We start from the raw sequence: 25,442 nt of genomic DNA, 5'->3' as shown, positions 1-25,442 counted from the left end.
AAGGCGTGGAAAAGCAGCGTCTAAGCGTCCTTGCTCCGCATCACGATCGCGCCACCGATCAGCGCGACGGCCGCATAGACGGCGAACACCCCGAATCCGGCCCAGGGCGAGAGCATGTCGGTCTGCGGCTTGGTCGTGATGATCTGCAGCCCGGCGTTGAACGGGATCCACTTGCCGATGTCGTGCCGCCAGGTTCCCGGCAGGAACTGCACCAGGATGAACAGGACGAACAGCAGCCCGACGCCGGTGGTGATGGCGCCGGCCGTGTGCCGCAGCAGGGCGCCGAGGCCGAAGGCCAGCAGAGCCGTGACGGTCATGTACAGGCCGCCGCCGATCACCGCGCGCAGCACGCCGTGGTCGGACAGGCTGAGGGTGATGTGGTGCCCGGAGTAGATCGCCGAGGCGATGAAGAACGACGCGAACGAGCAGATCAGCCCGATCACCAGGGCCACGAACGCGACGATGGCGGCCTTGGACCAGAACACCGTGGCACGCCGCGGCTGGCTGGTCAGCGAGGTGCGGATCATGCCGGTGCTGTACTCGGCGGTGATCGCCATCGCCCCGAACACCACGATCACCAGCTGCCCGAAGAACAGGCCGGACATCGAGTTCGCGGTGAAGTCGTCGTCCGGGGACGGGTGGCTGGAGGAGCCCATGGCGATCAGCGACCCGAGGCCGATGGTGATGACCGCGGTGATCAGCAGCGTCCAGAAGGTGGAGCGGACGGTGCGGATCTTCGTCCACTCCGAGCGCAGGGCGGCGCCGAACGTGGCCTTCGCCTGCGGGAAGGGGTCGGGGCCGGCGAAGGCCGGCTGCTGGTTCGGCTGGTTCGGCTGGTTCGGGGCGAAGCCGGGCTGGCCCTGCGGGGCGTACTGGTTCGGCGGGCCGGGCTGACCCGGCTGACCGAGCTGGCCCGGCTGACCCGCTTGGCCCGGGGCGCCGTACTGGCCGCCGAAGTTCGGGTCCTGCGGTACCTGCTGGCCCGGCGCGGCGTACCCGGGATGCTGCGGCTGCCCGATCTGCGAGGGGGTGCTCATCTCAACGGGCTCCGATCATCTGGCCGGGGGCGGCGTACGGGTTCTGCGGTCCGCCTGGCGCGCCGGGTCCGCCGGGCGCACCAGGACCGCCGGGGCCCTGCTGTCCGACGCTGACCGCGCGGTACTCCACGTCGTCCTTGGTCATCTCCATGAAGGCCTCTTCCAGCGAGGCCTGGTGCGGCGCGAGCTCGTGCACCCGGATCTGGTTGTCGTAGGCCAGGTCGCCGATCTGCTGCGGGCTGGCGCCGCGCACCGTGATCAGGCCGCTGGCGTCGTTGGTCACCCGCGCGCCGTTGCCCGCCAGCAGCTGCATCAGCTTCATCGGGTCCGGGGTGCGCACCGTGACGGTCTGCTCGGAGTTGCGCTCGATGAACTCCTTCACCGAGCAGTCCGCCTGCAGCTTGCCGCGGCCGATCACGATCAGGTGGTCGGCGGTGTGCTCCATCTCGGACATCAGGTGCGAGGAGACGAAGACCGTGCGGCCCTCGGAGGCCAGCTTGCGCATGAACTCGCGGATCCAGCGGATGCCGTCCGGGTCCAGGCCGTTGACCGGCTCGTCGAACATCAGCACCCGGGGGTCGCCGAGCAGGGCGGCGGCGATGCCCAGCCGCTGGCCCATGCCCAGGGAGAAGCCGCCGGAGCGCTTCTTGGCGACCTCGCGCAGGCCGGTGAGCTCCAACACCTCGTCGACCCGGCGGGCCGGCAGGTGGTTGGACTGCGCCAGGCACAGCAGGTGGTTGTAGGCGGTGCGGCCGCCGTGGATGGCCTTGGCGTCCAGCAATGCGCCGACCTCGCGCATCGGGGCCACGGCCTTGACGTAGGGGCGGCCGTTGACGGTGACCGTGCCGGACGACGGCGCGTCCAGGCCCAGGATCATCCGCATGGTCGTCGACTTTCCGGCGCCGTTCGGACCGAGGAAGCCGGTCACCACCCCCGGACGCACGGTGAACGTCAAGCCGTCTACGGCTTTCTTGTCGCCGTACTGCTTGGTGAGCCCTGTAGCTTCGATCATGTCCCCGACCGTATCGGGGTTGAGGCGGGCCCGTCGTCGGCCTTAGGTCTTTCGTTGCCGGGTCCGGTATTAGCCCTTAGTAGGGGGAGGTACCGTGGATCACGATGAGCACCGAGATCCGCGCCACCACGATCCTGCCGGCCGAGCGCCGTCCGGTGACCCTGACCACCGCCGACGGCCTGGAGCTGATCGGCGAGCTGGCGCTGCCTCCGGGAGGCCGCACGCCGGCCGGCACCCTGGTCACGCTGCACCCGCTGCCGACGCACGGCGGCTTCATGGACAGCCACGTCTACCGCAAGGCGGCCTGGCGGCTGCCGGCGCTGGCGGACCTGGCGGTGCTGCGGTTCAACACCCGCGGCACGGTCTCGCCGGCCGGCCGGAGCCAGGGCGAGTTCGACGAGGCGGTGGGGGAGCGGTTCGACGTCCAGGCCGCGATCGAGTTCGCGGACTTCGAGGACCTGCCGAACCGGTGGCTGGTCGGCTGGTCGTTCGGGACCGATCTGGCCCTGATGTACGGCGACGACCCGACGATCGACGGCTTGATCCTGCTCTCGCCGCCGCTGCGCTATTCGCGGCCGGAGGACCTGGACCGGTGGGCCGCTTCCGGGAAGCCGGTCGTGGTGCTGGTGCCGGAGTTCGACGACTACCTGCGGCCCGATGAGGCTCGTGAGCGGTTCGCACGCATTCCGCAGGCCGAGGTCATCGGTGTGGACGGCGCGAAGCACCTGTGGGTGGGGGAGAAGTACGTCCAGCGCGTGCACAACGAGATCGTGAAGCGGGTCAATCCGGCGGCGTATCCGTTGGCGACGACGTGGGACGGGGAGTTCGAGACGTTCGCCGAGTAGCGGACACCGAGTAGCGGACACGCGGATATTCGGTTGGCGTCCCGCGGCCTCGTGGCGAAGATCGAGGCATGGACGAATCACGCCAACGCCAGCCCGCCGATCGGGGGTCGGGAAGCGCCGACCTGCAGATCATCCAGTGCTACAGCCACGGTCGCGTGGTGCAGATGCCGTCGTTGCGCGGCCGCAGCCAGGACCTCCGCGACCGGCTGCTCAAGCACATCGCCTCCCGGGCCTTCGAGCCGGGGCGTGCTTACAACGAGCAGGAGGTCAACGCGGCGCTGATGCCGGTCTTCGACGACTACGTCGCGCTGCGCCGGTACCTGGTCGAGAGCCGGCACCTCATACGGGATCAGGCTGGACGGGAGTATCGGCTTCCGGTCCCTGCGTAGCCGGCGTCGCGCCGTCCGGATCCCGGTCCTGCGCCGGCAGCACGACCTGCCGCACGATCACCAACAGCCCGGCGGTCAGCGGGATGAACAGCAGCGCGCCGGAGACGCCCAGGATGGTGTAGCCGGCCAGGGCCGCTATCACCGCGACCGCCGGCGGCAGGTCGACGGTGCGGGACATCACGCGCGGGTAGATCAGGTAGTTCTCGAGCTGCTGGTAGAGGACGAAGAAGATCAGGGCCGCGAGCGCCTTGAACGGGGAGTCCAGCAGCAGGATGACGGCGCAGGCCAGGAACGCGCCGAAGGTGGCCCCGATGATCGGGATCAGGTCGGTGAGGCCGACCAGCAGGGCCAGCGGCAGCGCGAAGCGCACGCCCATCACGGACATGGCGAGCCAGCTGGCCAGGGTGGCGCAGGTGGAGACCACCAGGGCGCCGGAGACGTAGCCGCCGACCCGGTTCAGCACCCGGTCGGTGAGGTCCGCGGCGCGCTCCCGGCGGGAGCGCGGGACGAGCTTGAGGCCGCCGGAGGTCATGGCCGGCAGTGAGCCGAGGAAGTACAGCGTCAGCATCAGGATCGTGAAAGCCTTGAAGACGCTGGTGAGCACCGCTTTGCCGAAGCCGAAGGCGCCGCCGGCCAGGGTCTTGGTGGTGTCGGCGGTGGTGAACCAGTTCTGTAGCTTCGTGATGATGTGGTACTTCTTGTCCAGCCGCTGGATCGTCGAGTTCTCCTGGAGCTTCTTCAGCCCGTCGGGGACGCCGTTGTGCACCAGCGACGAGGTCTGGTCCGCCAGCGGCTTGGCGATGACGACGATGAAGCCGGCGAACAGGGCCAGCGCGGCGAGGGCGACCATCGTCACGGCCCAGCGCCGGTGGAAGCCCCGGGACGTGAGCATCTCCACGAACGGGTTGAGGCCGGCGGCCAGGACCAGGGCCATGGTGATCATGACGATGATGTCGATCACGTTGGTCAGGGTCTTGCCCAGGTAGTAGGCACCCAGCACGCCGAACCCGCCGACCAGGCCGATCGCGAAGGGCGGGGTCCGCGTCAACGCGGGCCTGAACGACGATGCGCCTTGTGTCCCCTGTGTCCCCGACGCGCCCTGCGCCCCTGACGAGCCCTGTGCGCCCTGTGCGCCCGGCGTGCCTGGCGCACTGCTGGCGGACTCGGCGGGACCCTCATCGGCGGCGGTCATGGAGCGAGTTTAGAGGAGCCGCGCGCCGGGGGGCCGACGGCGGAGCGGGGGCGGCGTGCTGGGGGCTGATGTTCGGCGGGGGTTGGGGCGGTGTTGGGATTGCGCGGCCGCGGCGCGATTTTCTCCGGCGCCGGGCAACTCTTCCGGACGGGTCCCGGGTCTGCATGGTCGGAAGGAGGTGCCGATGAGGGTCGAGGACGAAGCAGAGTTCCGCGAGTACGTGGCCGGTCGCTGGACCTGGCTGGTGCAGGCCGCGGTGCTGCTCACGGGGGACGCCGGGCACGCCGAGGACCTGGCGCAGACGGCTTTGGTGCGGGTGTTCGCTTCGTGGTCGCGGGTGCGCGGCGCGGAGAACATGGACGCGTACACCATGAGGATCCTGATCAACCAGAACAAGAACCGCTTCCGGAGGCGGCGGGTTGTGGAGGATCTGACGGCCGCGCCGCCCGAGCGCGGGGGCGGCGACGCGACCTCGCGGGTCGACCAGCGGGCCGGGTTGCTGGCCGCGCTGGCGTCGCTCCCCAAGCGGCAGCGGGAAGTCGTGGTGCTGCGGTACTGGGAGGACTACAGCGAAGCGCAGACGGCGCAGATCCTCGGCTGTTCGGTCGGCACCGTGAAGAGCCAGGCCTCGAAGGCGCTGGCGAAGCTGCGGAACCACGCCTCGGTGCTGGCGTCGCGCTGACTCACACCGACCACACCCACCGAACACCGACACGGAAGACGGGACACCATGCACGAAGAATTCGACGGCTCCGCCCTGCGCGAGCTGCTCACCCCCGCGGTCGCCGACCGCGGCCGCACCTCGGCGCCGACCGACGCCATCGTCAGCGCCGGACGCCGCCGCGTCGTGGGGCGCCGCGGCGCCGTCGCCGGCGGGGCGCTGGTGATCGTCGCGGCGGTGCCGCTGGCCGCCACGGCGATCGCCGCGGGGCCCGACAAGGCGGCCGTGACGAGCGCGGCCGCGGGCTCGGGCGTCAACGGGGCCCACCCCGGCGTCGCCGCGCCGCACACCGACGCACAAACGAAGGCGGAGGCACAGACGAAGGCGGACGCACAGACGAAGGCGGAGGCACAGAACAAGGCCGCCGAAAGCGCCCCTCCGGCCAAGACGAACCCGGCCAGCTCCCTGCCGACCCACCCGACGCTCCTCGCCTCCGGCACCGTCGAGGGCGTGCCGTGGAAGGTCACGGCGGTGACCACGGCCGGCAACAACGCCCTGACCGCGGGGCAGCAGTGCCTGGGTCTGCGCATCACGGTGAACGGCCACGGCGGGCAGGTCAACACCGACCCGGCCGTCGTCTACTGCCTGCCGGTCAAGAACCCCGACCAGTACCTGTGGTCGTACCAGGACGCCCTTCAGTACGACTACCAGGGCGGCAAGGGCACCCTGCAGATGGGCCTGGTCTCCTCGGACGTGACGAAGGTCGTCGCGCACGTGGACGGCCTGGCCCCGGTCACCGAGAACACGATCCCCGCCCCGGCCTTCGACACGCAGGCGTTCTACTTCCTCCCGATCCCGAAGGACGGCCAGGGATTCCACGTCGTCATCGACGAGTACAACGCGCAGGGCGTGAAGGTCGGCACCTACGACAACTCGGAGCCGAACCCCACGCAGCACTGACCGGGCACTGACTGGGCACTGACCAAGTGCTGACCTGACACCGGCACGACAAAGCGCCCCCGGACCCACCCAGAGGGTCCGGGGGCGCGCTCGCGACGACCGGCAGGCAGGCCCCGACCGCGAACCAGCCCCGCCGATCGCTCGGCGGGGCTGCCGGTCGTGCCTCAGCGCTAGCGCTGCGCCGGGATGGACGCCTCGTCGGCGGCCTCCAGCTCGTCCTCGGCCTCGCCGAGGGCGGCCAGCGCGTTGACGTTCACCGCGCCACCGGTGAGGGTGGCCAGCATCTCGCGCACGTTGTGCAGCTGCGCGTTGATGCTGTCGCGGCGGTGGGTCAGCGCCGCCAGCTCGCGCTCGGCCTCGCTGCGGATGCGGTCGGTCTTGCTGCGGGCGTCGGCGATGATGTCGTCGGCCTGGCGCTGCGCGGTCTCGATCGTGGAGCGCGCGCGGCGCTCGGCGTCGGTGCGCATCTTCTCCGCCTCCAGGCGGAGCTGCTCGGCGCGGTTCTCGATCTCGGCGAGGCGCTTCTCGGCCTTGGCCTGGCGGGCCGCCAGGTCGCGCTCGGACTGCTCGCGGCGCTTGGCCAGCTTGGTCTCGAAGTCGGTGGCGGCCGCCGCGGCCTTGGCACGGGTCTCCTCGAAGAGCGCCTCGGCCTCCTCGCGCTTGGTCGCCGCGTCCTTGGCGGCGGTGGCGCGGACCTGGTTGGCGTCGTCCTTGGCCTTCTCGACGATCCGCACGGCCTCCTCGTCCGCCTTGGCCTTGCGGTCCTTGGCGTACTGCTCGGCGTCGGTGCGGACCTTCATCGCGGCCTGGTCGGCCAGCTCGCGGTGCGCGTCGGCGGCGCGGCGGGCCTCCTCGCGCAGGTCCTTCGCCTCTTCCTCGGCCAGGCGCAGGATCTTCTCCACGCGCGCGCCGAGACCGGCGTAGCTGGGCTCGCTGTCGGCGAGCTGCGCCTGCACCGTCTGGTTCTCCAGGTGGAGTTCCTCGATGCGCTTCTCCATGGAGGAAGAACGCGAATGCGCCGCGTCCCGCTCGGCGATCAGCTTGGTGATTCGGTCGTTGACCTGGACCGGGTCGTACCCGCGGCGCACTTGCTCGAAGCCGTGCGGCGAATGCATGTCGCTCATGAGATCCCTGTCGCGATTCACTGGCCCGCGTCGGGCCGGGGGTGAGTGAACAATCTACAAGTGGCGGTGAAGGTGTATGTACCGAAGGAGGTGGTGTAGGGGAATCCTGGCACGAAACGCGCTTCGCTTCGACCGAGTGGCGCGTAATCGAACAAACGGACCCGCCGAACCCCGCCCTATCGAGTGTCTTCACTGATCATGGTTCACGGGCCGTGGGCGAGAACCTGCGGCGAGTCATGATGCAGCGGCGGCGTCGGAACGCACACGATGTGTCTCAGTCCTCCGACGGCGGCCCGACGGGAACGGAGACCGATGTCGCCAGCGCGTCCAGCACGCCGTGCACCCGCGACATCTCGGCCTTGATCTCCTGCTTGCGCACTTCGATCTCCTCGACCTCGCGCTTGGCGTCCGCCCGCAACTGCTCGGTCTCGTCCTTGGCCTTGGCCACCAGCTGCTCGGCCAGCTCCCGCGCCTCGGCGACGGTCTCAGCGGCCTGCTTCCGGGCCGTCGCGAGCGCGGTCTCGGCCTCGGAGTTCGCCTGTTCCCGGGTCTCCAGCGCCTTCTTGTCGGCGGCTTCCAGCACGCCGTCGGCGGTCCGCCTTATGCGCTCGACGTCCGCCTTGGCCCCCGAGGTGACGCGCTCGGCGTCGTTCTCGGCGGTCGTGGTGACGCGCGCGGCCTCTTCGCGGGCGGCCGCCAGCATCCGGTCCACCTCGTTCTCGCTGTCGGCGCGCACCTTGACGGCCTCCGAGCGCGCCATCGAGACCAGCTTGTCCGCGTCCCGGCCGGAGGCCTCCAGCTTGCGGCCGGCCTCCTCGCGCGCGTCGCTGCGGATCTTGTCGGCGTCGGCCCGCGCCGCCTCGGCGCTCGCCGCCGACTCGTGGTGGATGCGCTCGGACTCCGACTTCGCGGCCTTCACCATGGTGTCCGACTTGGTGCGGGCCTCGGTCAGCGCGGCCTCGGCCTCGGCGCGCATCGCGGCGGCGTCCCGGCGTGCCTCGGCCCGGACCTGCACCGCCTCCTCGGCGGCCTCCACCCCGAGCACCGCGGCGGCCGCCTCGGCCTCGCCGTGGATCCGCTCGGCGTCGGCGATCTGCCGGTCCGCGGCGGCCTGCGCCTCTTCCACTATCCCGGCGACCTCGGCGCGCACGGCCGCGGCGTAGCGCGTGCCCTCCTCGCCGATCTTGCGCGCCTCGGCCTGCGCGGCCTCCATGGCCTCGTTCCCGGCGGCCTCGGCGGCCTGCCGGGTCTGCGCGGCGTAGGAGTCGGCCTCGGCACGCGTGACCTCCGCGGCCCGGTCGGAGTCGGCCTTGGTCTTGGCCGCGTACGCCTCGGTCTCGGCCCGCAGCGCGTTGGCGTAGTCGTCGGCGGCGACGCGGACGACCTCGCCGGCCCGCTCCGCGTCGGCCTTCGTCTTCGCCGAGTACACGTCGGCCGTCGCACGCGTGGTGTGCGAGTACTTCTCGGCCTCGGACCGCACCTCGTCGGCCGCCCGGTCGGAGTCGGCCTTGGTCTGCGCCGCGTAGGCGTCGGCTTCGCCACGCACTCCGGCCGAGTAGTTCTCGGTCTCGATCCGCAGGTTCTCCGCGACCTGCTCCGCGTCGGCCTTCGTCTTCGCGGCGTAGGCGTCGGCCTCGCCGCGCACTCCGGCCGAGTAGTTCTCGGTCTCGACGCGCAGGTTCTCCGCGGCCTGCTCGGAGTCCGCCTTCGTCTTCGCGGCGTAGGCGTCGGCCTCGGACCGCACGCCCACGGAGTAGTTCTCGGTCTCGATCCGCAGGTTCTCGGCGACCTGCTCGGAGTCCGCCTTCGTCTTCGACGCGTAGGCGTCCGCCTCGGCCCGCACGCCGACCGAGTAGTTCTCGGTCTCGACCCGCAGCCGGTCGGCCGCGTGCTCGGCGTCGGCCTTGGTCTTGGCCGCGTAGCCGTCCGCCTCGGCCCGGACCCCGGTCGCGTAGTTGTCGGTGTCGGCCTGGAGCTTCTCCGAGGCGAGCTCGGAGTCCGCCTTCGTCTTGGCCGCGTACGCGTCGGCCTCGCCCCGCATGCCCTCGGAGTACGCGTCGGCGTCGTTCCGGGTCTGCAGCGAGTACTGGTCGGCGGCCTGCTGCATCTGCTGCGCGTAGCCGTCGGCGTCCGCGCGGACCTTGCCCGCCTCGGCGTCGGTCGTCGCCCGGATCTGCGCGGCGTAGGTATCAGCGTCCTGCCGCGTGGTCCGCGAGTAGTCCTCGCTGTCCGAGCGCAGCTTGTCGGTCTCGGCGTTGACCGCGTTGCGGGTGTTGTCGGCGTAGCGGTCCGCCTCGGTCCGGGTGGTGGTCGCGTAGGTGTCCGCCTCGCCGCGGGTGTTCTGCGAGTACCGGTCCGCGCCGTCGCGCGCCTTGGCCGTCTCGGCCTCGGTCCGGGCCTGCAGCTCGTCGATGCGCGCCTGGGTCTTCTCGCGCAGCCGCTGCATCTCCTCGCGGGCCGCGTTCTGCATGGCCTCGACACCGGCCTCGGTGTCCACGCGCAGCTGCTCGGCGGCCGTGTGCGCGTCCTCGTGCGCCTGCTGCGCCGCCGAGTGCAGCTCGCTGGCCTGCGCGTGCAGCGCCTCGATCTGGCCGCGCAGCGGGGCCACGTCCTCCTCGGCGGCCACGCGCGTGGCGTCGGCGTCGCTCTGGCCCTTGGCGATCAGTTCCTCGACGGTCCTGGCGACCTGGTCCAGCCGCGTCGCCGCCTGCTCCTCGGCCTCGGCCAGGATCCGCCCGGCGTTCCCGGTGACCTGGTCGGCCTCCGAGCGGGCCTCGGCGCGCATCCGCGCGGCGTCGTTCGCCGCCTCCTGGCGGGCCTGCTGCGCGGCCGCCTCGGACTCGGCCCGCAGGTGCTGCGCCGCCGCCTCAGCCTCGCCGCGCACCCGCAGCGCCTCGGCGTTGGACTCCGCGCGCATCCGCTCGGCCTGCCCGCCGGCCTCCATCAGCATCCGCGAGGCCTCGGCGCGCGCGGCGTTCACCGACGCGTCGGCCTCGGACTTGGCGGTGGCCCGGATCTGCTGGGCGTGCTCCTGGGCCTGCGCGGCCTGGCTGCCGGCCGCGTTCAGCACCCGCTCGGCCTCGGCCTGGGCCCCCTCGCGGGTCTTCTCGGCCTCGGCGCGCGCCGCGGTCCGCATGTTCTCGGTCTCCATGCGGACGTGCTCGATGGCCTGCGCGGTCTCCATCGCTATCCGGTCGCGGCCGGCCTCGACCTCGCCGCGGGCCGCCTCGATGATCCGGCCGCGGTGCGCCTCGGTGTCCGAGCGGACCTTCTCGGCCCACGCGGCCATCTCGTTGACCTGAGCCTCGGCCTGCTGCCGCTTCTCGGTCAGCTCGCGGTCCAGCGACTGCCGCCGGTTGCCGACCTCGGTGTGCCACTCGGCTTCCAGCTCCGCGGAGCGGTGCGCGGCCTCCTCCAGCAGGCGTGCGGTCTTCGCGCGGGACTCGCGCAGCTCGCGCTCGGCGGCCGCGCGGACCTGGTCGGCCTGGATCTGGGCGTTGCGGAGCATCTGCTCCACCTGCCCGGAGATGTTGTCGAAGCGCGGCTGGGCGGCCAGGCGGCGCTGCTCGTGCAGCTTGGAGCGCAGGACCTCGATCTGGTAGCGCAGGTCCTCGGTGTCGGTGACGGCCTCGTCGCGGGCCGTGCGGAGCTTGTCGAGCTCCTTCTCCATCTCCGAGAACGTGGCCTCGACGTCGTGCTTGTCGTAGCCGCCGGGTTCGTCCTCGTAGGACTCGTACGACTCGCCGTAGGGCGCGCGTGATCGCGGCGGGTAACCGCCGGATTGCGCGGAGTTCGCGCCGCGGCGCGCGTGGGATCCGCGATCGCCGGCACGATCGCCGTAGCGATCGGTGCTGCGTTCGTCGAGCCGCCCTGGTCCCATGACAGTGAATCGTGTCAGATTTCCGGCCGGATGACACCTAGTCGGGCCGGGGAATGAATAGAGGCTTCGGATGTTACCAGGCCGAACTCGCAGGCCATCTCAAGTCGGACATCGCCCAGAGAATCAGTGCCTTGTGGAAGGCCCGCAGGCCGCAGCGGTGGGGTTGCCCTGTGTCGCGGGTTCCTCACGGTCGGTGGCGGCGAAATTCGAAAAACCGAGCGAAGGCGGGCAATGCCGCCTCCGCTCGGATGTCGGGACACGCCGTCTCGCGCCAGGGGTGGGCCGGGGCGCGGATCAGACGTTGCGGAACCGGTTGATCGCGGGCAGTAGCCGCTCGCGCTTGGCCGCGTCACGCACGCCGAGCCCTTCCTCGGGTGCCAGACAGAGCACGCCGACCTTGCCCTGGTGCAGGTTCTGGTGGACGTCGTACGCGGCCTGGCCGGTCTCCTCCAGCGCGTAGGTCTTCGACAGCGTGGGGTGGATCATCCCCTTGTCGATGAGGCGGTTCGCCTCCCAGGCCTCGCGGTAGTTGGCGAAGTGCGAGCCGATGATGCTCTTGAGGTTCATCCACAGGTAGCGGTTGTCGTAGCTGTGGTTGAAGCCGGAGGTGGACGCGCAGGTGACGATCTTGCCGCCGCGCTTGGCGACGTAGACGCTGGCGCCGAAGGTCTCCCGGCCCGGGTGCTCGAAGACGATGTCCGGGTCCTCGCCGCCGGTCAGTTCCCTGATCTTCGCGCCGAACCGCTGCCACTCCTTGGGGTCCTGGTCGGTCTCGCTCTTCCAGAACCGGTAGCCCTCGGCCTTGCGGTCGATGATGAGGTCGGCCCCCATCGCCCGGCAGATCTCCGCCTTGTCCGGCGAGGAGACCACGCACACCGGGATCGCGCCGCCGTTCAGCGCCATCTGCGTCGCGTAGCTGCCCAGGCCGCCGGAGGCGCCCCAGATCAGCACCACGTCGCCCTGCTTCATCGCCGCGCCGTTCTTGGAGACCAGCTGGCGGTAGGCGGTGGAGTTGACCAGCCCCGGGGAGGCGGCCTCCTCCCAGGTCAGGTGGTCCGGCTTGGGCATCAGCTGGTTGGCCTTGACCAGCGCCAGGTGCGCCAGGCCGCCGAAGTTGGTCTCGAAGCCCCAGATCCGCTGCTGCGGGTCGAGCATGGTGTCGTCGTGGCCCTCGGCGTCCTCCAGCTCGACGCTCAGGCAGTGCGCGACCACCTCGTCGCCCGGCTTCCACTTGTTGACGCCGGGCCCGGTGCGCAGCACGACGCCGGCCAGGTCCGAGCCGATCACGTGGTAGGGCAGGTCGTGCCGGCGGGTGAGTTCGGACACCTTGCCGTAGCGCTTGAGGAAACTGAAGGTGGAGACCGGCTCGAAGATCGAGGTCCACACCGAGTTGTAGTTGATGGCGCTGGCCATCACCGCGACGATGGCCTCGCCCGGACCCAGCTCCGGCGTCGCCACGTCCTCCACGTGGAGCGACCGCCGCGGGTCCTTGTCCCGGCTCTCCATCCCCGCGAACATCTCGGCCTCGTCGGCGTGGACGGTGACCGCGCGGTAGGTGTCGGGAAGCTTCAGGTGCGCGAAGTCCTCGGCCGGGGTGTTCCCGGTTTGGATCGCGGCGAGAATCTCTGCAATCTCATGCTGCATCGTCGGCCTCCAGGGGTCGGCGGCGTCGCGGGCCGGTGCTTGCCGTCTGTGAGGGCAGTACGGCAGTCGGCCCTGGGGGTGAGGGCGGGAGCTACTCACTGGTAACTATGGCGCTCCGCCCGCACCCTGGCTAGGTGGGCCTTGTCACAGATTCCGCCGGGTACCTATCACCCTGCAACATCTTGACGTCACAGGCGACGGCAGTGATAACGGTGCGCGGTCGTGTAACCGAGGGACGCATAGAGCGCAAGCGCGGGAGCGTTCCCCTCCTCGACTTCCAAGTAGGTGTTCTCCGCACCGTTCTCGGCAGCGAAGGCCAGAAGGTCCCGCAATACGATGCGCGCCAGTCCGCGCCGCCGTGCGGCTTCCGCCGTCGCGAGCGCGGCGATCCCCGCATAGCCGCTTCCGGTGTCAATGGCGACGCGGCCGACAGAGAGGGGCTCTCCATTGTCGTCGCGGACCACGGCGAAGGCGGTCAGCGCGGCACCGGAGGTCAGGATGTCCTTGAACTCGGGGATGCCGAGGCCGCGACGGTAGACCGTGAAGTAGTCCTCGGGGAGTTCTGGGGTGACCTTCGCTGTGCGTTGGAAGTCCGCGGAACCGCTAAGCGTTTCCAACGCAGGGGCCAATGGCGCGGTCTGGCGAAGCGCGGGGCGAAGGGTCTCGGTGAAGCCGAGAGCCGCGATGTCGTCATCCAGCGGACTGCCGTCGATGGTCTGGACAAGGCCGGGCAGAGCGCGCTCTGCGAACCATTCCCGGACCGCGTCCAGAGTCCGGGGGAGCGGCATTCCGGAATCCCCTAGAGGGATCGCAGTGTTGGCGCGCGAGGTGTGTCCGCCCGCGGCACGTACTTCCCAGTCGCCTATAGAGGCGCGCTCAGAGAAACCCCATCCTGTTGCGGCGATGGCTTGAAGATCCATGCGCGGAGGCTAATGCGGACGTGTTGCGTCACGCAGCCAGGTATCGCAATACGGCCAGCACGCGACGGTGCCCCAGGTCGTCGGGCTGGAGGTCCAGCTTCATGAAGATGTTGTTGATGTGCTTGCCCACGGCGCTCTCGCTGACCGCCAGCACCTCCGCTATAGCGGCGTTCGCGCGGCCCTCGGCCATCAGCGCCAGTACGTCTCGCTCGCGCGGAGTGAGACGGTCCAGGGGGTCTGTGGGGCGGCGAACCAGCAGCTGCGCCACGACTTCCGGGTCCAGCGCAGTGCCGCCGGCCGCGACGCGCTCCAGGGCCTCGATGAAGGAGTCGATGTCGGCGACCCGGTCCTTGAGCAGATAGCCGACCCGCGTCGTGTCGCGGGCCAGCAGGTCGGTCGCGTAGCGCTCCTCGACGAACTGGGACAGGACCAGGACGGCCGTGGCCGGGAACCGTTCGCGGATCTGCACCGCCGCGACGATGCCCTCGTCCTTGAACGTCGGGGGCATGCGGACGTCGGCCACCACCGCGTCCGGCCGGTGCTCCTCCACGGCGGCCAGCAGCGTGATCCCGTCGCCGGTCTCGGCGACCACCTCGTGGCCGGAGAGCTCCAGGACCCGGACCACCCCGGCGCGGATGAGGACGGAGTCGTCCGCGATCACCACGCGCATGGTTCCCCCTGGAATTCACACCCCGCAGGGCAGCTCGGCGGTCAGGACGGTCGGACCGCCGCTCGGTGATGTTAGCCGCAGCCGGCCGTCCACCGAAGCGACCCGTTGCGCCAGCCCGGTCAGGCCGGTGCCGCCCTGCGCGTCCGCGCCGCCGACACCGTCGTCGCTGACCCGGATCAGGAGGTGGTCCTGCTGCCGGGAGACGTCGACCGCGGCCTGCTTCGCGCGGGAGTGCTTGACCACGTTCGCCAGCGCCTCGGAGACCACGAAGTAGGCGACCGTCTCCACCGACGCGCTGAGCGGACCGGTGGCGCCGACGGTCAGCCGCACCGGGACGGCCGAGCGCGCCGCGACGCCGGACAGCGCGGCGTCCAGGCCGCGGTCGTCCAGGACCGCCGGATGCAGGCCGCGCACCAGGTTCCGGATCTCCGCCATCGCGTCCTTGACCTGCCCGTGCGCGTCGATGATGACACTCATCGCGTCGGGGGGGCACGTCGCCCCGTTCTTTGAGCGTCTTGCGGGCGATGCCCAGGTGCACGGCCAGCGACATCAGACGCTGCTGCGCGCCGTCGTGCAGATCGCGCTCGATGCGGCGGCGCTCGGCGTCGGCCGCCTCGACCGCGGCGGCGCGGCTGTCGGACAGCGTCTGCACCCGGTTCGCCAGCACGATGGTCTCGCTCGGGCCGAGCAGGCGCCGGGCGGCGGCGAGGTCGGCGTTGGCGAGCAGGCGGATCAGGCGCGGTCCGAAGTAGGTGGCGGTGCCGGCCAGCAGGATGTAAGCACACTGACCCCAGAACTTGCTGCTGACGCCGTGCCGGGGGTCGATCAGGACCAGCGCGTGCGCGGGGAGCTTGACCGCCACCACGATCGCCAGCAGGTCCATGAAGGCCAGGCCCACCACGGCCAGCCCGATCAGCGGGCCGGCTATCAGGTGGTAGAGCGTCTGGCGCCACAGCGCCTCCGAGCGCAGGGCCTGACGGAACTCGCCCCGGAACAGCCGCGGCGTCTCGACCCGGTGGATCTCCACGTTCCGGAACGTGCGGAAACGGTTGCGTTCCCAGCGCGTCAGGAAGGGCGCCGCCGTGAGCACCCCGGCCAGGACCACCACCACGGAGAGCCCGAAGCGCAGGATGCCGGGGTCGGCCGCCTTCACGAGCAGGAACACCGGCTGGCTCCAGACCAGCAGCACCACCATCGACCCGGCCCACAGCGGCAGCCCGCTCACCAGGAACAGGGCGTCCCACCCGGCCTGGCCCCAGCGGATTCGCAGGTTCTCTCGCGTCGTCGGCACGCGTTCACGGTATTCGCGCAGGTCGAGCCGGGTCCATCAGGTCTGCCTCACCCCGGGGGTGGTGCTGGCCCCACCCCCGAACCGCCAGGTCGCACTACTGATCCGGCGGCCCGCCGTGACCAGCATGGGATGAGTCCGAAACACCTTCTCCGAATGTTCTCCGGAAGGACTCACATGTCCCGCGTGGTCATCTTCTCCGCCTCGGTCGGCGCCGGTCACGACAGCGCCGCCCAGGCCCTCGCCGACCGGCTGACCGCGCGCGGCTTCGCGGTCGACCGGCACGACTTCCTGGCCCTGATGCCCGCCGGCCGCGCGGTGTGCGGCTCCTACCGGCGCATCATCACGCACGCCCCGGCGCTGTACCAGTGCATTTACTCGCGCACCGAGCGCGCGGCGCGCCCCGGCCTGGTGCAGCGGCACCTGCTGCGCGGCGCGGAGCAGGCGGTGCTGGACGCGATACCGCCGGACGCGGTCGCGGCGGTGGCGACGTACCCGCTGGCGGCGCAGGTGCTGGGCCGGCTGCGGGCCTCGGGGCGCCTGGCGGTGCCGGTGGTGGTGACGTTCACGGACTTCTCGGTGCACCCGCTGTGGATCGCGCCGGGCGTGGACCTGTACCTGGCGCCGCACGCGGTGACCGCGGCCCAGGCGGTGGCGCACGGCGTGGCGCCGTCCCGGGTCGCGGTGGCCCGGCCGCTGGTGTCGGCCCGGTTCACCGCGCGCACGGCGGCCCGGCGCCAGGCGGCGCGGGCGCGCTTCGGCCTGGACACGGCGGACAAGCCGCTGGCCCTGCTGCTCGGCGGCTCCTGGGGCGTCGGCGACATCGAGCGCACCGCACGCGACCTGGCGGCCTCGGGCGTGGTGACGCCGGTGGTGGTGTGCGGACGCAACGAGGTGCTGCGGGGGCGGCTCCGCGCGGCGGGGTTCCCGCACGTGTTCGGCTGGGTCGGGGACATGCCGACGCTGATGGCGGCCGCCGACGTGATGGTGCAGAACGCGGGGGCCTCCTCCACGCTGGAGGCCTTCGCCACCGGCCTGCCGGTCGCGACCTACCGGAGCCTGGTCGGGCACGGCCGGACGAACGCGGCGGTGCTGGACGAGGCCGGGCTCGCGGTGTGGGTGCGGTCGGAGGGGGAACTGGCGGGGGCGCTGCGGGAGCTGGCCTCGGGGGTGCGGGGGCGGCGGCAGCACAATGCCGGGCTGGCGATGGTCGGGGACGGGGCGGAGGCGGATGCGGTGATCATGGAGCTGCTGGGTGGTGGGGGTCGGGTGGCTGGTGCTGGTGCCAGTGCCGGTGTTGGCTCGGTTGGTCCGGCGGGCCTGGCTGGCTCGGTTGGTCCGGCGGGCCTGGCTGGCTCAGTTGGCTCGGCTGGTCCGGCGGGCCTGGCTGGCTCGGTTGGTCCGGCGGGCCTGGCTGGCTCAGTTGGCTCGGCTGGTCCGGCGGGCCTGGCTGGCTCAGTTGGCTCGGCTGGTCCGGCGGGCCTGGCTGGCTCGGCGGTCGGCTCGGCAGCGGCGGCGGCGGTCTGATGCGCACCTTGGCTGCTGCCGCGACTGTGCTCCTGCATCCCTTTCCGGCGACTACGACCTTTGGTCCGGTCCGCAACCGAGTGCTGCCCGGGTTGGCGGCGCGCGGTGCTGTTGATCATGTCGCCTTGACCTTCGACGATGGTCCGGACCCGAACTCGACACCGCGCTTCCTGGAACTGCTGGCGGCGCGGGGCGTGCACGCGACCTTCTTCCTGCTCGGCGCGATGGCCGAGCGCGCACCGGGCCTGGTCCGCGAGATCCAGGCGGCCGGGCACGAGATCGGCGTGCACGGCTGGCACCACCAGAGCCTGTTGTTCCGCAGCCCCCGGGCGACTGACCAGGACCTGACTCGGGCCCGCGACTTCCTCGCCGACCTCACCGGCGAGCAGCCGACACTGTTCCGGCCGCCTTATGGAGTCATGACCGCCTCGGCGCACCGCAGCGCTCGGCATCTGGGGCTGCGGCCCACGCTCTGGACCAGCTGGGGCGAGGACTGGACGGCGCGTGCCACCCCGAGCGGCGTCCACCGCCAGGTCACCAAGGACCTCACCGGCGGCGGCACGATCCTGCTCCACGACACCGACTGCACCGCCAAGCCCGGCTCCTGGCACGCCACGCTCGGCGCCGTGCCGCTGCTCCTCGACCACTGCGACGAGCGCGGGTGGGCGGTCGGCCCGCTTCGTGAACACGGCCGCGTGGGAGTGTGATGGTCGCCCGGATACGCCATCCGGGCGACTCCATCCGAGTGAGGGCCCGGTCTGCTTGTCGGTCTTATCGGTGCTCGTCCTTGTCAGTGCTCGTCGCTCTCGGCGGCCTGCACCAGCTCCACCAGCACCCCGTGCGCGTCCTTCGGGTGCAGGAAGTTGATCGAGGAGCCCATGCTCCCGCGCCGCGCCTCCGGGTACAGCGAGCGCACGCCCTTGCCGACGATGTCGGTGGTCGTGGCCGCGACGTCGGCGGTGCCGAAGGCGACGTGGTGCACGCCCTCGCCGTTCTTCGCCATCCACTTCGCGATGGCCGAGTCCTCGCGGATCGGCTCCAGCAGCTGCAGGTAGCTGGCGCCGCCGTCGCCGGTGTCGTTGATCTTCAGCATCGCCTCGCGGACGCCCTGCTCCTCGTTGACCTCGGAGTGGAAGACCTCGAAGCCGTAGGTCGCGCGGTAGAACTCGACGGTCTCGTCGAGGTCGCGGCACGCGATGCCGATGTGGTCGATGCGGGTCAGTGGTGAAGACATGGGGACATCCTCCCGGGATGGTCTTGGGCGCGCGCGGGGTTGTGTCGAAGACGACACCCTAAGCTACTGACGAGTAATTTACTGCTGACTAGGCTGGTGGCCAGCACCAAGCTCTACTTTCCCCTCACTTTCGGCAGACACTGGAGAGCATCGTCGTGAGCGCTACCAAGTCGGTGATCGTCGCAGGCGCGCGGACCCCCATGGGTCGCCTGCTCGGCTCCCTGAAGAACTTCTCCGGCGCCGACCTCGGCGGGGTCGCGATCAAGGCGGCCCTGGAGCGGGCCGGGGTCGCCCCCGAGCAGGTCGAGTACGTGATCATGGGCCAGGTGCTGCAGGCCGGCGCCGGGCAGATCCCGGCCCGCCAGGCGGCTGTTTCGGCCGGCATCCCGCTGACCGTGCCGGCGATCACCATCAACAAGGTCTGCCTGTCCGGGCTGGACGCGATCGCGCTGGCCGACCAGCTGATCCGGGCCGGCGAGTTCGACATCGTGGTGGCCGGCGGCCAGGAGTCCATGACCAACGCCCCGCACCTGCTCCCCAAGTCGCGCGAGGGCTTCAAGTACGGCGCCGTCGAGATGCTCGACGCCATGGCCTACGACGGCCTGACCGACCCCTGGGAGAACATCCCGATGGGCCAGACCACCGAGAACTACAACACCAAGCTGGGCATCGAGCGCGCGCCGCAGGACGAGTTCGCGGCCCGCTCGCACCAGCGCGCCGCCGCCGCGCAGAAGAACGGCGTCTTCGAGGCCGAGATCACCCCGGTGTCGATCCCGCAGCGCAAGGGCGACCCGATCCTGTTCGCCACCGACGAGGGCATCCGGCCCGACACCACGGTGGAGAGCCTGGCCGGCCTGCGTCCGGCGTTCACCAAGGACGGCACCATCACCGCCGGCACCTCCTCCCAGATCTCCGACGGCGCCGCCGCGGTGGTCGTGATGTCCAAGGCCAAGGCCGAGGAGCTGGGCCTGGAGTGGATCGCCGAGATCGGCGCGCACGGCAACGTCGCCGGTCCCGACACCTCGCTGCAGTCGCAGCCCTCGAACGCCATCAAGCACGCCCTGGGCAAGCAGGGCCTGACCGTGGCCGACCTGGACCTGATCGAGATCAACGAGGCCTTCGCGGCGGTCGGCGTGCAGTCCGTGAAGGACCTCGGCGTCGACGAGGAGATCGTCAACGTCAACGGCGGCGCCATCGCGCTGGGCCACCCGATCGGCATGTCCGGCGCGCGCCTGGTGCTCAGCCTGGCCCTGGAGCTCCAGCGGCGCGGCGGCGGCACCGGCGCGGCGGCGCTGTGCGGCGGCGGCGGGCAGGGCGACGCGCTGATCATCACCGTGCCGAAGCGCGGCTGACCCCGGCGCGGATAGGATCACCGGCCGTGGCTGGCAATGACGTGACGGACCTCGTCGAACGCGCCCGCAAGGGCGACCCGCGCGCGGTGGCGCGGCTGATCTCCCACGTGGAGGACGGCTCCCCGCTGCTGCGCGCGGTGATGGCCGCGCTGACGCCGTACGCCGGCAACGCGTACGTCGTCGGCCTCACCGGCTCACCCGGCGTCGGCAAGTCCACCTCCACGTCCGCGCTGGTCACGGCCTTTCGCGCGCAGGGCAAGCGGGTCGGCGTGCTGGCCGTCGACCCCTCCTCCCCGTTCTCCGGCGGCGCGCTGCTCGGCGACCGGGTCCGGATGCAGGAGCATGCCACCGACCGGGACGTCTACATCCGCTCCATGGCCTCGCGCGGGCACCTCGGCGGCCTGTCGGCGGCCACGCCGCAGGCGGTGCGGGTGCTGGACGCCGCGGGCTGCGACGTGGTGCTGATCGAGACGGTCGGCGTCGGGCAGTCCGAGGTGGAGATCGCGGCGACCGCCGACACCTCGGTGGTGCTGCTGGCCCCGGGCATGGGCGACGGCATCCAGGCGGCCAAGGCCGGGATCCTGGAGATCGGCGACCTGTTCGTGGTGAACAAGGCCGACCGCGACGGCGCCGACGCCACCGCCCGGGAACTCGGCCACATGCTGGCGCTGGGGGAGTCCCGCTCGCCCGGCGACTGGCGGCCGCCGATCGTGAAGACGGTCGCCTCCGCCGGCCAGGGCATCGAGGAGTTCGTCGAGGCGCTGGACAAGCACCGCGGCTGGCTGGAGGAGAACGGGAAGCTCGCCGAGCGGCGCCGGTACCGCGCCTCGGTCGAGATCGAGGGCATCGCGCTGGCCGCGCTGCGGGCGCGCATCGGCGACCTGCGCGGCGACCGGCGGCTGTCGGTGCTCGCCGAGCGGGTCGTGGGGCGGGAGCTGGACCCGTATTCGGCTGCTGACGAGCTGGTGGCCGGGGTCGGGGCCTGAGCGCGGTCGGAGCTTGAGGGGGAGTCGAGGTCTCATGAAGGTCGGAGTCTGATGAAGATCAAGGACATCATCATCGACTGCCGGGACCCGGAGGTGCTGGCCGCGTTCTGGGCCGAGGTGCTCGACCGGCCGGTCGCGGCCCGGATCGGGCCGTTCATCTGGCTGGTCCGCGGTGAGGGGCCGGGGCTCGGGTTCCAGCGGGTCGACGCGCCGAAGGCCGGAAAGAACCGCGTGCACTTCGACGTCGGTGCGGCGGATCCGGCGGCCGAGCGGGAACGCCTGGAGGCGCTGGGTGCGCGCTACCTGCCGGAGTACGCCGGCGGAGGCTTCCTGGTGATGGCCGATCCGGAGGGGAACGAGTTCTGCGTCATCCCCGAGGGACCGTTCGAGCTCGACGACGAAGGGCGCGCGGACTACCTCCCGTGCGCCCTGTGAGCAGTCGGCGGCCTTACTTCTTCAGCGACTTGTGCAGCCAGAACGGCCCGGTCGGGATGACCGAGGCGATCAGCACCACGAGGAAGCGCCTGGCGTCCCAGTCGTGCGCCTGCTTCACGTCGTAGGCCAGCGCCAGGTACGCCAGGAACAGCAGGCCGTGGATCATGCCGAAGACCATGGTCGGGGCCGGCATGTGCGCGGCGTACTTCAGCGGCATCGCGACGCACAGCAGGATGAGGAACGAGACACCCTCCGCCAGCGACACCACGCGGAAGCGCGCGAGCTTGGTGTCCTCGGCGGTCGTCACATCGGCAGTGGTCACGGGATTCCTCGCAGTTCAGGGTTATCACCGACAACGTGTCGGTATATCCCGGGTGAGAATACCCGACCTGGTACCACGGCTCTGCGGCTCCCCCTACTCTGGCACCATGCGTGACTGGAACAGGCGCCATTGTGCGCGTCGGGGGCATGAGACCTACGCACCGGTCGGATCCGGGGTAGAGGCGGAACTGGCCGCGAGACTTCAGGTGGGGACCGTTCACGGGCAGGCGTGGCGGTGTCTGCGGTGTGGGGACTTCGTCATCGGGGACCCCAAGGGCAGCGGGCCGGCGGATCGGGCGCCGATCGTGCCGCGGGGCAAGGCGCTGCGGGACTTGTTCATCCTGCGGCTGCTGGCGGTCGAGCGGATCGTCCGCGGCGTGGTGATCATGCTGATCGCCTGGGCGGTGTGGAAGTTCGGCAGCAGCCAGAACGCGGTGCAGCGGCTCTTCGAGTCGGACCTGTCGGCGTTCAAGCCGTTCGCGAACCACTTCGGGTGGGACGTGGAGCACGCGAGCATCGTCGAGCGGATCCGGAAGACGTTCAACTACAGCCCGAAGTCGATCCACACGGTGGCGCTGCTGCTCGGCGGCTACGCGCTGCTGGAGACGGTCGAGGGCGTCGGGCTGTGGCTGGCCAAGCGGTGGGGCGAGTACCTGACCGCGGTCGGCACGTCGATCTTCCTGCCGCTGGAGATCTGGGACGGCTACAACAAGGTGCACGAGCACAAGTCCTACATCTTCGCGATCTGCACGTTCACGATCAACGTCGCGGCCGTGGTGTACCTGCTGGTCTCCAAGCGGCTGTTCGGGATCCGGGGCGGCGGCAAGGCTTTCGAGGCGCAGAAGCACGCCGAGTCGCTGATGACGGTGGAGTTGGCCGCTTGCGGTGCGGCGGCCGGTGCGCCGGGCGGTCCGGCGGCGGCTGCGGCGGGTGCCGCGGGTGCGTTCGGCGCGCCGGGCGCGGTCGGGCCGGCGGGTGGGTTCGGCACAGCGGGTGGGTTCGGCACGGCGGGGCCGGCGGCCGGTGCGCTGCCGGGCCAGCACGCGCTGGACGAGACGGTGACGTTGAGCGGGATGCCCGCGCAGGCGTCGCCGCCCATGCCGCCCATGCCGCCCCCGCAGCCCGCGCCTCCGGTGCGGCAGACGGCCGAGACCGTGGTCCTGACCACGCTGCCGACCACCCTGCCCACCCAGCCCCCGTCCGATCCGAACAACGGCGGCGCGCAGTAACCGGCGACGCCCCCATACCGCATTCCCGCTCAGCCCGCCGCCCTCTTCACCAGGTCGGCGGGCTGAGCCCGTTTCACGTTCAACAACTGCCGTAGGCTGGAAGCATGACCGCCGAGGGCACCGCCGAACCAGCCTGGCTCGACCCGACCGAGCAGGCCGTCTGGCGTCAGTACATCTCGGTGATGCGCCTGCTCCCGGACCGCCTGAACGCCAGCCTGTCCCGAGGCCACGGCCTGACCCTGATCGACTACGAGGTCCTGGCCCGCCTCTCCGAAGCCCCGCTCCGCCGCATCCGGATGACCGAGCTCGCCGAAGGCGCCCTGCTCTCGAAGAGCCGCCTGTCCCACCAGATCAGCCGCATGGAGAAGGAAGGCCTGGTCCGCCGCGAACCCTGCGAGACCGACGGCCGCGGCTTCTTCGCCGTCCTCACCGACCAGGGCTGGGAGAAGCTGCTGGCGTCGGTGCCCACGCACGTCGCGGACGTCCGCGAGGCGTTCATCACGCCGCTGAGCCGGGAGCAGCTGCTCACGCTGGGGGAGATCCTGGACGTGATCGGCAAGGGTCTGGAGCCGGGGCGGGGCTAGGGCTCGGTCAGCGGGGGTCGTCGGAGCGGCCGACTATCAAGATTTGAATGGGGCTTGATCGGTGTCGGCGACTTCGTAGTCGAGGCTCAGCGCTTAGGGATGATCCATTAACGGCGCATTTGGCCGACTGATTGCTGCCAGCTCCTACCCGACCTCATAGCTCAGGCGGGACGCCCGTCGGGTTGGAGCCCGAATCGTGCCGCAACCTTGGCGTGAGAGATGGAAGGCCTGCCTTCGGCCTTGGCCCGGTTTGCCTCGGCGATGTCGTATTCGTTTTCAAGCTGACGGTAGTAAGCGAGCAGCTTGGGACTAATCAAGAAGGCGGCGGGCTTGCCGTGCTGCGTGATCTCGACGACTTTGCCGCCATGACGAACCTTGTTCATGACTTCGCCGAGGTGCGCGCGGGCCTCGGTTACGGTGTAGGTATCGGTCATACGCAAATGCTCCACTTTGAAGGTTTTGTCTTACACCGAAGACCAACCTTGTTCACTCTGATGAGCGACTCTCACCTCACAACCCCTCGACTTGCAGCCCACCCCGACCACTGTCACCGTGACGACTGTGACCTCCGCCACGGAAGACCCCGAACCGGACCCCGGTGCGGCGGCGGTCGCCGTCGATCCCGACGAGCTCCCCGAGGCGCATTCCAGCATTCCCGGGATCGCGGGTCTTTCCGAGCGCCACAAGTACCGGGCGCTGGCCGTCTGCCTGCTTGTCGGGTTCATGACGTTGCTCGACGTCTCCATCGTCAACGTGGCCCTGCCCTCTATGCAGAAGGGTCTGCACGCCACGCCCGCGGACCTGTCGTGGGTGGTCTCCGGGTACGCCCTGACCTTCGGCCTCATCCTTGTGCCGTCCGGGGTCTTCGGGGACATGGTCGGGCGGCGGACGGCGTTCCTGGTTGGGCTCGCTGCGTTCACTGTCGCGTCCGGGTTGTGCGGGATCGCGCCCGGGGCCGCCTTTCTTGTCGTGGCGCGGTTGGCGCAGGGGTTCGCTTCGGGCATTCTCGGGCCGCAGATCTCCGGGTTGATCCAGGAGATGTTCTCCGGGGCGGCGCGGGCTCGGGCGTTCGGGTACTTCGGGGCGACGGTGGGGTTGGCGACGGCGGTGGGGCCGCTGGTCGGCGGGCTGCTGATCGCGGCCGGGGGTGAGGATCACGGCTGGCGGTGGGTGTTCTTCGTCAACCTGCCGATCGGGGTCGTCGCGTTCGTCCTCGCGCTGCGGCTGATTCCGGGGTGCGTCGGGTGCGGGCGGATCGGGGCGAAGGGGCGCATCGACTGGGTCGGGGTGGCGCTGTTGGGCGCCTCCGTGGTCGCGATCATGCTGCCGCTGGTGCAGGAGCAGCAGTGGAAGGGCCGTGGCAAGTGGTGGCTGGTGGTGCTCGGCGTGCTGCTGGCCATCGGCTTCGCGCAGTGGGAGCGCCGGGTCGCGGCCTCCGGGCACACGCCGCTGGTCCCGCCGACGCTGGTCCGCATCCGCTCCTACACCCGCGGCAGCGTGCTCGGCCTGCTCTACTTCGCCGGGTTCACCACGATCTTCTTCATCTTCACGCTCTTCGTGCAGAACGGCCTGCAGTACAGCGCGCTGGAAGCGGGCCTGGCCACCACGCCCTTCGCGCTCGGCTCGGCGGTGAGCGCCACCCTCGGCGGACGCCTGGTCGGCAAGCACGGCCGCCCGCTGGTCATCCTCGGCATCGTCCTGGTGGCGGTGGGCACGGGAGCGGCGATCCTGGTCGTGCACTGGGTCCACGGCCGCGGCGCGGGCGTCGCGACCGCCGGCCCGCTGCTCGTCGCCGGCGTCGGCTCCGGCCTGGTCATCGCCCCCAACCTCGCGCTGTCGCTGTCCGAGGTCCCGGTGGCGCGCGCGGGCACGGCCGGCGGCGTCATGCAGACCGCACAGCGCCTGGGTTCCGCGCTCGGCATCGCCTGTGTCGGCGCCGTCTTCTTCTCCCGCGTCGGCCACGGCAAGGGCTTCGCCAACGCCTTCCAAGCCGGCGCCGTCGTCGCGATCTGCTTCGAGGTCGGCGCGTTGGTGGTCGCGGTCGCCGACTGGCGCAGCCGCCGGGCCGGCACGAGCGGTACGACCAGCGGAACCGCCGACACGAGCGGGGGCGGCGGAACGAGCGGCACGCCGGCCGACGACCCCGCCTGAC

The 25,442-nt window shown here is 70.9% G+C and carries 25 protein-coding genes and 1 pseudogene; 13 read left to right on the top strand and 13 right to left on the bottom strand.

Annotated features, from left to right (window positions below; translation table 11 throughout):
- Positions 1-20: 20 nt before the first annotated feature.
- The gene (locus tag ABH920_RS26385) at positions 21-1,037 is read right to left on the bottom strand and encodes an ABC transporter permease (RefSeq protein WP_370351809.1); all 1,017 of its coding nucleotides are present in this window, start codon (positions 1,035-1,037) and stop codon (positions 21-23) included.
- A gap of 1 nt (position 1,038) precedes the next feature.
- Positions 1,039-2,049: an ABC transporter ATP-binding protein gene (locus tag ABH920_RS26380; protein WP_370351808.1), complete on the bottom strand. Its 1,011-nt coding sequence runs from the start codon at positions 2,047-2,049 to the stop codon at positions 1,039-1,041.
- 104 nt (positions 2,050-2,153) lie between these two features.
- Between ABH920_RS26380 and ABH920_RS26375 the strand changes: the two genes are divergently transcribed.
- A complete protein-coding gene (locus tag ABH920_RS26375; RefSeq protein ID WP_370351807.1) occupies positions 2,154-2,894 on the top strand; it encodes an alpha/beta hydrolase in 741 nt (246 codons plus the stop codon).
- A 68-nt stretch (positions 2,895-2,962) separates the two neighbouring features.
- On the top strand, positions 2,963-3,283 hold the full coding sequence (locus ABH920_RS26370) for a DUF2087 domain-containing protein (RefSeq protein ID WP_370351806.1): 321 nt from the start codon (positions 2,963-2,965) through the stop codon (positions 3,281-3,283).
- Here ABH920_RS26370 and ABH920_RS26365 read toward each other — a convergent pair.
- Positions 3,234-4,475, bottom strand: a complete 1,242-nt coding sequence (locus ABH920_RS26365; RefSeq protein WP_370351805.1) for an AI-2E family transporter — start codon at positions 4,473-4,475, stop codon at positions 3,234-3,236. The two genes, ABH920_RS26370 and ABH920_RS26365, sit on opposite strands and share 50 nt — an antisense overlap.
- A gap of 184 nt (positions 4,476-4,659) precedes the next feature.
- Between ABH920_RS26365 and ABH920_RS26360 the strand changes: the two genes are divergently transcribed.
- Entirely contained in the window at positions 4,660-5,157 is a 498-nt protein-coding gene (locus ABH920_RS26360) for a SigE family RNA polymerase sigma factor (RefSeq protein ID WP_370351804.1), read from the top strand.
- 48 nt (positions 5,158-5,205) lie between these two features.
- A complete protein-coding gene (locus ABH920_RS26355) occupies positions 5,206-6,096 on the top strand; it encodes a hypothetical protein (RefSeq protein WP_370351803.1) in 891 nt (296 codons plus the stop codon).
- A gap of 170 nt (positions 6,097-6,266) precedes the next feature.
- On the opposite strand, the gene ABH920_RS26350 is transcribed toward ABH920_RS26355, so the two are convergent.
- The 7 genes and pseudogenes from ABH920_RS26350 to ABH920_RS26320 form a co-directional block, all read right to left on the bottom strand.
- Positions 6,267-7,220 carry a cellulose-binding protein gene (locus ABH920_RS26350; RefSeq protein WP_370351802.1) on the bottom strand — a complete coding sequence of 318 codons (954 nt, stop codon included), beginning with the start codon at positions 7,218-7,220 and terminating at the stop codon, positions 6,267-6,269.
- 274 nt (positions 7,221-7,494) lie between these two features.
- Positions 7,495-11,100 (bottom strand): hypothetical protein, encoded by a 3,606-nt coding sequence (locus ABH920_RS26345; protein WP_370351801.1) that lies wholly within the window; start codon positions 11,098-11,100, stop codon positions 7,495-7,497.
- Between the two features lie 294 nt (positions 11,101-11,394).
- Positions 11,395-12,732: a crotonyl-CoA carboxylase/reductase gene (gene ccrA, locus ABH920_RS26340; protein WP_370351973.1), complete on the bottom strand. Its 1,338-nt coding sequence runs from the start codon at positions 12,730-12,732 to the stop codon at positions 11,395-11,397.
- Positions 12,733-12,932: 200 nt separating this feature from the next.
- Positions 12,933-13,664 (bottom strand): GNAT family N-acetyltransferase, encoded by a 732-nt coding sequence (locus ABH920_RS26335; RefSeq protein ID WP_370351800.1) that lies wholly within the window; start codon positions 13,662-13,664, stop codon positions 12,933-12,935.
- A 28-nt stretch (positions 13,665-13,692) separates the two neighbouring features.
- A complete protein-coding gene (locus tag ABH920_RS26330; RefSeq protein WP_370351799.1) occupies positions 13,693-14,334 on the bottom strand; it encodes a response regulator in 642 nt (213 codons plus the stop codon).
- Positions 14,335-14,349: 15 nt separating this feature from the next.
- Positions 14,350-14,811 carry a sensor histidine kinase gene (locus ABH920_RS26325; RefSeq protein WP_370351798.1) on the bottom strand — a complete coding sequence of 154 codons (462 nt, stop codon included), beginning with the start codon at positions 14,809-14,811 and terminating at the stop codon, positions 14,350-14,352.
- Positions 14,812-14,881: 70 nt separating this feature from the next.
- Positions 14,882-15,529: pseudogene (locus tag ABH920_RS26320) on the bottom strand (sensor domain-containing protein); the annotation flags it as partial.
- Here ABH920_RS26320 and ABH920_RS26315 point away from each other — a divergent pair.
- The 3 genes from ABH920_RS26315 to ABH920_RS26305 are packed head-to-tail and all read left to right on the top strand — an operon-like array spanning position 15,417 to position 17,856.
- A complete protein-coding gene (locus ABH920_RS26315; RefSeq protein ID WP_370351797.1) occupies positions 15,417-15,758 on the top strand; it encodes a hypothetical protein in 342 nt (113 codons plus the stop codon). The pseudogene ABH920_RS26320 and the gene ABH920_RS26315 sit on opposite strands and share 113 nt — an antisense overlap.
- 41 nt (positions 15,759-15,799) lie before the next feature.
- Complete coding sequence (locus ABH920_RS26310; protein WP_370351796.1) at positions 15,800-17,149, top strand: UDP-N-acetylglucosamine--N-acetylglucosamine transferase; 1,350 nt, start codon at positions 15,800-15,802, stop codon at positions 17,147-17,149.
- The gene (locus tag ABH920_RS26305; protein ID WP_370351795.1) at positions 17,149-17,856 is read left to right on the top strand and encodes a polysaccharide deacetylase family protein; all 708 of its coding nucleotides are present in this window, start codon (positions 17,149-17,151) and stop codon (positions 17,854-17,856) included. Before ABH920_RS26310 ends, ABH920_RS26305 begins: the two co-directional genes overlap by 1 nt.
- Positions 17,857-17,939: 83 nt before the next feature.
- Here the strand turns inward: ABH920_RS26305 and mce are convergent, their stop codons facing one another.
- The gene (mce, locus tag ABH920_RS26300; RefSeq protein ID WP_370351794.1) at positions 17,940-18,383 is read right to left on the bottom strand and encodes a methylmalonyl-CoA epimerase; all 444 of its coding nucleotides are present in this window, start codon (positions 18,381-18,383) and stop codon (positions 17,940-17,942) included.
- 200 nt (positions 18,384-18,583) lie between these two features.
- On the opposite strand from mce, the gene ABH920_RS26295 reads away from it, so the two are divergent.
- From ABH920_RS26295 to ABH920_RS26285, 3 genes are read left to right on the top strand one after another with little or no spacing between them, the layout of a single operon-like run.
- Positions 18,584-19,735, top strand: coding sequence for an acetyl-CoA C-acetyltransferase (locus tag ABH920_RS26295; protein ID WP_370351972.1), 1,152 nt, complete (start codon positions 18,584-18,586; stop codon positions 19,733-19,735).
- 26 nt (positions 19,736-19,761) lie between these two features.
- Positions 19,762-20,721 carry a methylmalonyl Co-A mutase-associated GTPase MeaB gene (gene meaB / locus ABH920_RS26290; RefSeq protein ID WP_370351793.1) on the top strand — a complete coding sequence of 320 codons (960 nt, stop codon included), beginning with the start codon at positions 19,762-19,764 and terminating at the stop codon, positions 20,719-20,721.
- 51 nt (positions 20,722-20,772) lie between these two features.
- Entirely contained in the window at positions 20,773-21,156 is a 384-nt protein-coding gene (locus ABH920_RS26285; protein WP_370351792.1) for a VOC family protein, read from the top strand.
- A 13-nt stretch (positions 21,157-21,169) separates the two neighbouring features.
- Here the strand turns inward: ABH920_RS26285 and ABH920_RS26280 are convergent, their stop codons facing one another.
- Complete coding sequence (locus tag ABH920_RS26280; protein WP_370351791.1) at positions 21,170-21,478, bottom strand: DUF3817 domain-containing protein; 309 nt, start codon at positions 21,476-21,478, stop codon at positions 21,170-21,172.
- Between the two features lie 205 nt (positions 21,479-21,683).
- Between ABH920_RS26280 and ABH920_RS26275 the strand changes: the two genes are divergently transcribed.
- Both ABH920_RS26275 and ABH920_RS26270 read left to right on the top strand, forming a co-directional pair.
- Positions 21,684-22,706, top strand: coding sequence for a DUF2127 domain-containing protein (locus tag ABH920_RS26275; RefSeq protein ID WP_370351790.1), 1,023 nt, complete (start codon positions 21,684-21,686; stop codon positions 22,704-22,706).
- A gap of 104 nt (positions 22,707-22,810) precedes the next feature.
- The gene (locus tag ABH920_RS26270) at positions 22,811-23,290 is read left to right on the top strand and encodes a MarR family winged helix-turn-helix transcriptional regulator (protein ID WP_370351789.1); all 480 of its coding nucleotides are present in this window, start codon (positions 22,811-22,813) and stop codon (positions 23,288-23,290) included.
- A gap of 161 nt (positions 23,291-23,451) precedes the next feature.
- Here ABH920_RS26270 and ABH920_RS26265 read toward each other — a convergent pair whose 3' ends face one another.
- On the bottom strand, positions 23,452-23,724 hold the full coding sequence (locus ABH920_RS26265; RefSeq protein ID WP_370351788.1) for a type II toxin-antitoxin system Phd/YefM family antitoxin: 273 nt from the start codon (positions 23,722-23,724) through the stop codon (positions 23,452-23,454).
- 289 nt (positions 23,725-24,013) lie between these two features.
- Here ABH920_RS26265 and ABH920_RS26260 point away from each other — a divergent pair, with 289 nt between their 5' ends.
- On the top strand, positions 24,014-25,441 hold the full coding sequence (locus ABH920_RS26260) for an MFS transporter (RefSeq protein ID WP_370351971.1): 1,428 nt from the start codon (positions 24,014-24,016) through the stop codon (positions 25,439-25,441).
- The last annotated feature ends 1 nt before the right edge of the window (position 25,442 follow it).

Origin of the sequence: Catenulispora sp. EB89 (assembly GCF_041261445.1) — a bacterium.
Classification (GTDB): domain Bacteria; phylum Actinomycetota; class Actinomycetes; order Streptomycetales; family Catenulisporaceae; genus Catenulispora.
Note: the sequence above shows the minus strand (reverse complement) of the source record. Positions and strands in the feature narration are given on the sequence as shown.

Coding starts and splice junctions, on each gene's coding strand:
- ABH920_RS26385 (WP_370351809.1), bottom strand. CDS start 1,037: ATGAGCACCCCCTCGCAGATCGGGCAGCCGCAGCATCCCGGGTACGCC.
- ABH920_RS26380 (WP_370351808.1), bottom strand. CDS start 2,049: ATGATCGAAGCTACAGGGCTCACCAAGCAGTACGGCGACAAGAAAGCC.
- ABH920_RS26375 (WP_370351807.1), top strand. CDS start 2,154: ATGAGCACCGAGATCCGCGCCACCACGATCCTGCCGGCCGAGCGCCGT.
- ABH920_RS26370 (WP_370351806.1), top strand. CDS start 2,963: ATGGACGAATCACGCCAACGCCAGCCCGCCGATCGGGGGTCGGGAAGC.
- ABH920_RS26365 (WP_370351805.1), bottom strand. CDS start 4,475: ATGACCGCCGCCGATGAGGGTCCCGCCGAGTCCGCCAGCAGTGCGCCA.
- ABH920_RS26360 (WP_370351804.1), top strand. CDS start 4,660: ATGAGGGTCGAGGACGAAGCAGAGTTCCGCGAGTACGTGGCCGGTCGC.
- ABH920_RS26355 (WP_370351803.1), top strand. CDS start 5,206: ATGCACGAAGAATTCGACGGCTCCGCCCTGCGCGAGCTGCTCACCCCC.
- ABH920_RS26350 (WP_370351802.1), bottom strand. CDS start 7,220: ATGAGCGACATGCATTCGCCGCACGGCTTCGAGCAAGTGCGCCGCGGG.
- ABH920_RS26345 (WP_370351801.1), bottom strand. CDS start 11,100: ATGGGACCAGGGCGGCTCGACGAACGCAGCACCGATCGCTACGGCGAT.
- ABH920_RS26335 (WP_370351800.1), bottom strand. CDS start 13,664: ATGGATCTTCAAGCCATCGCCGCAACAGGATGGGGTTTCTCTGAGCGC.
- ABH920_RS26330 (WP_370351799.1), bottom strand. CDS start 14,334: ATGCGCGTGGTGATCGCGGACGACTCCGTCCTCATCCGCGCCGGGGTG.
- ABH920_RS26325 (WP_370351798.1), bottom strand. CDS start 14,811: ATGAGTGTCATCATCGACGCGCACGGGCAGGTCAAGGACGCGATGGCG.
- ABH920_RS26310 (WP_370351796.1), top strand. CDS start 15,800: ATGTCCCGCGTGGTCATCTTCTCCGCCTCGGTCGGCGCCGGTCACGAC.
- ABH920_RS26305 (WP_370351795.1), top strand. CDS start 17,149: ATGCGCACCTTGGCTGCTGCCGCGACTGTGCTCCTGCATCCCTTTCCG.
- mce (WP_370351794.1), bottom strand. CDS start 18,383: ATGTCTTCACCACTGACCCGCATCGACCACATCGGCATCGCGTGCCGC.
- ABH920_RS26295 (WP_370351972.1), top strand. CDS start 18,584: ATGGGTCGCCTGCTCGGCTCCCTGAAGAACTTCTCCGGCGCCGACCTC.
- ABH920_RS26285 (WP_370351792.1), top strand. CDS start 20,773: ATGAAGATCAAGGACATCATCATCGACTGCCGGGACCCGGAGGTGCTG.
- ABH920_RS26270 (WP_370351789.1), top strand. CDS start 22,811: ATGACCGCCGAGGGCACCGCCGAACCAGCCTGGCTCGACCCGACCGAG.
- ABH920_RS26265 (WP_370351788.1), bottom strand. CDS start 23,724: ATGACCGATACCTACACCGTAACCGAGGCCCGCGCGCACCTCGGCGAA.
- ABH920_RS26260 (WP_370351971.1), top strand. CDS start 24,014: ATGACGTTGCTCGACGTCTCCATCGTCAACGTGGCCCTGCCCTCTATG.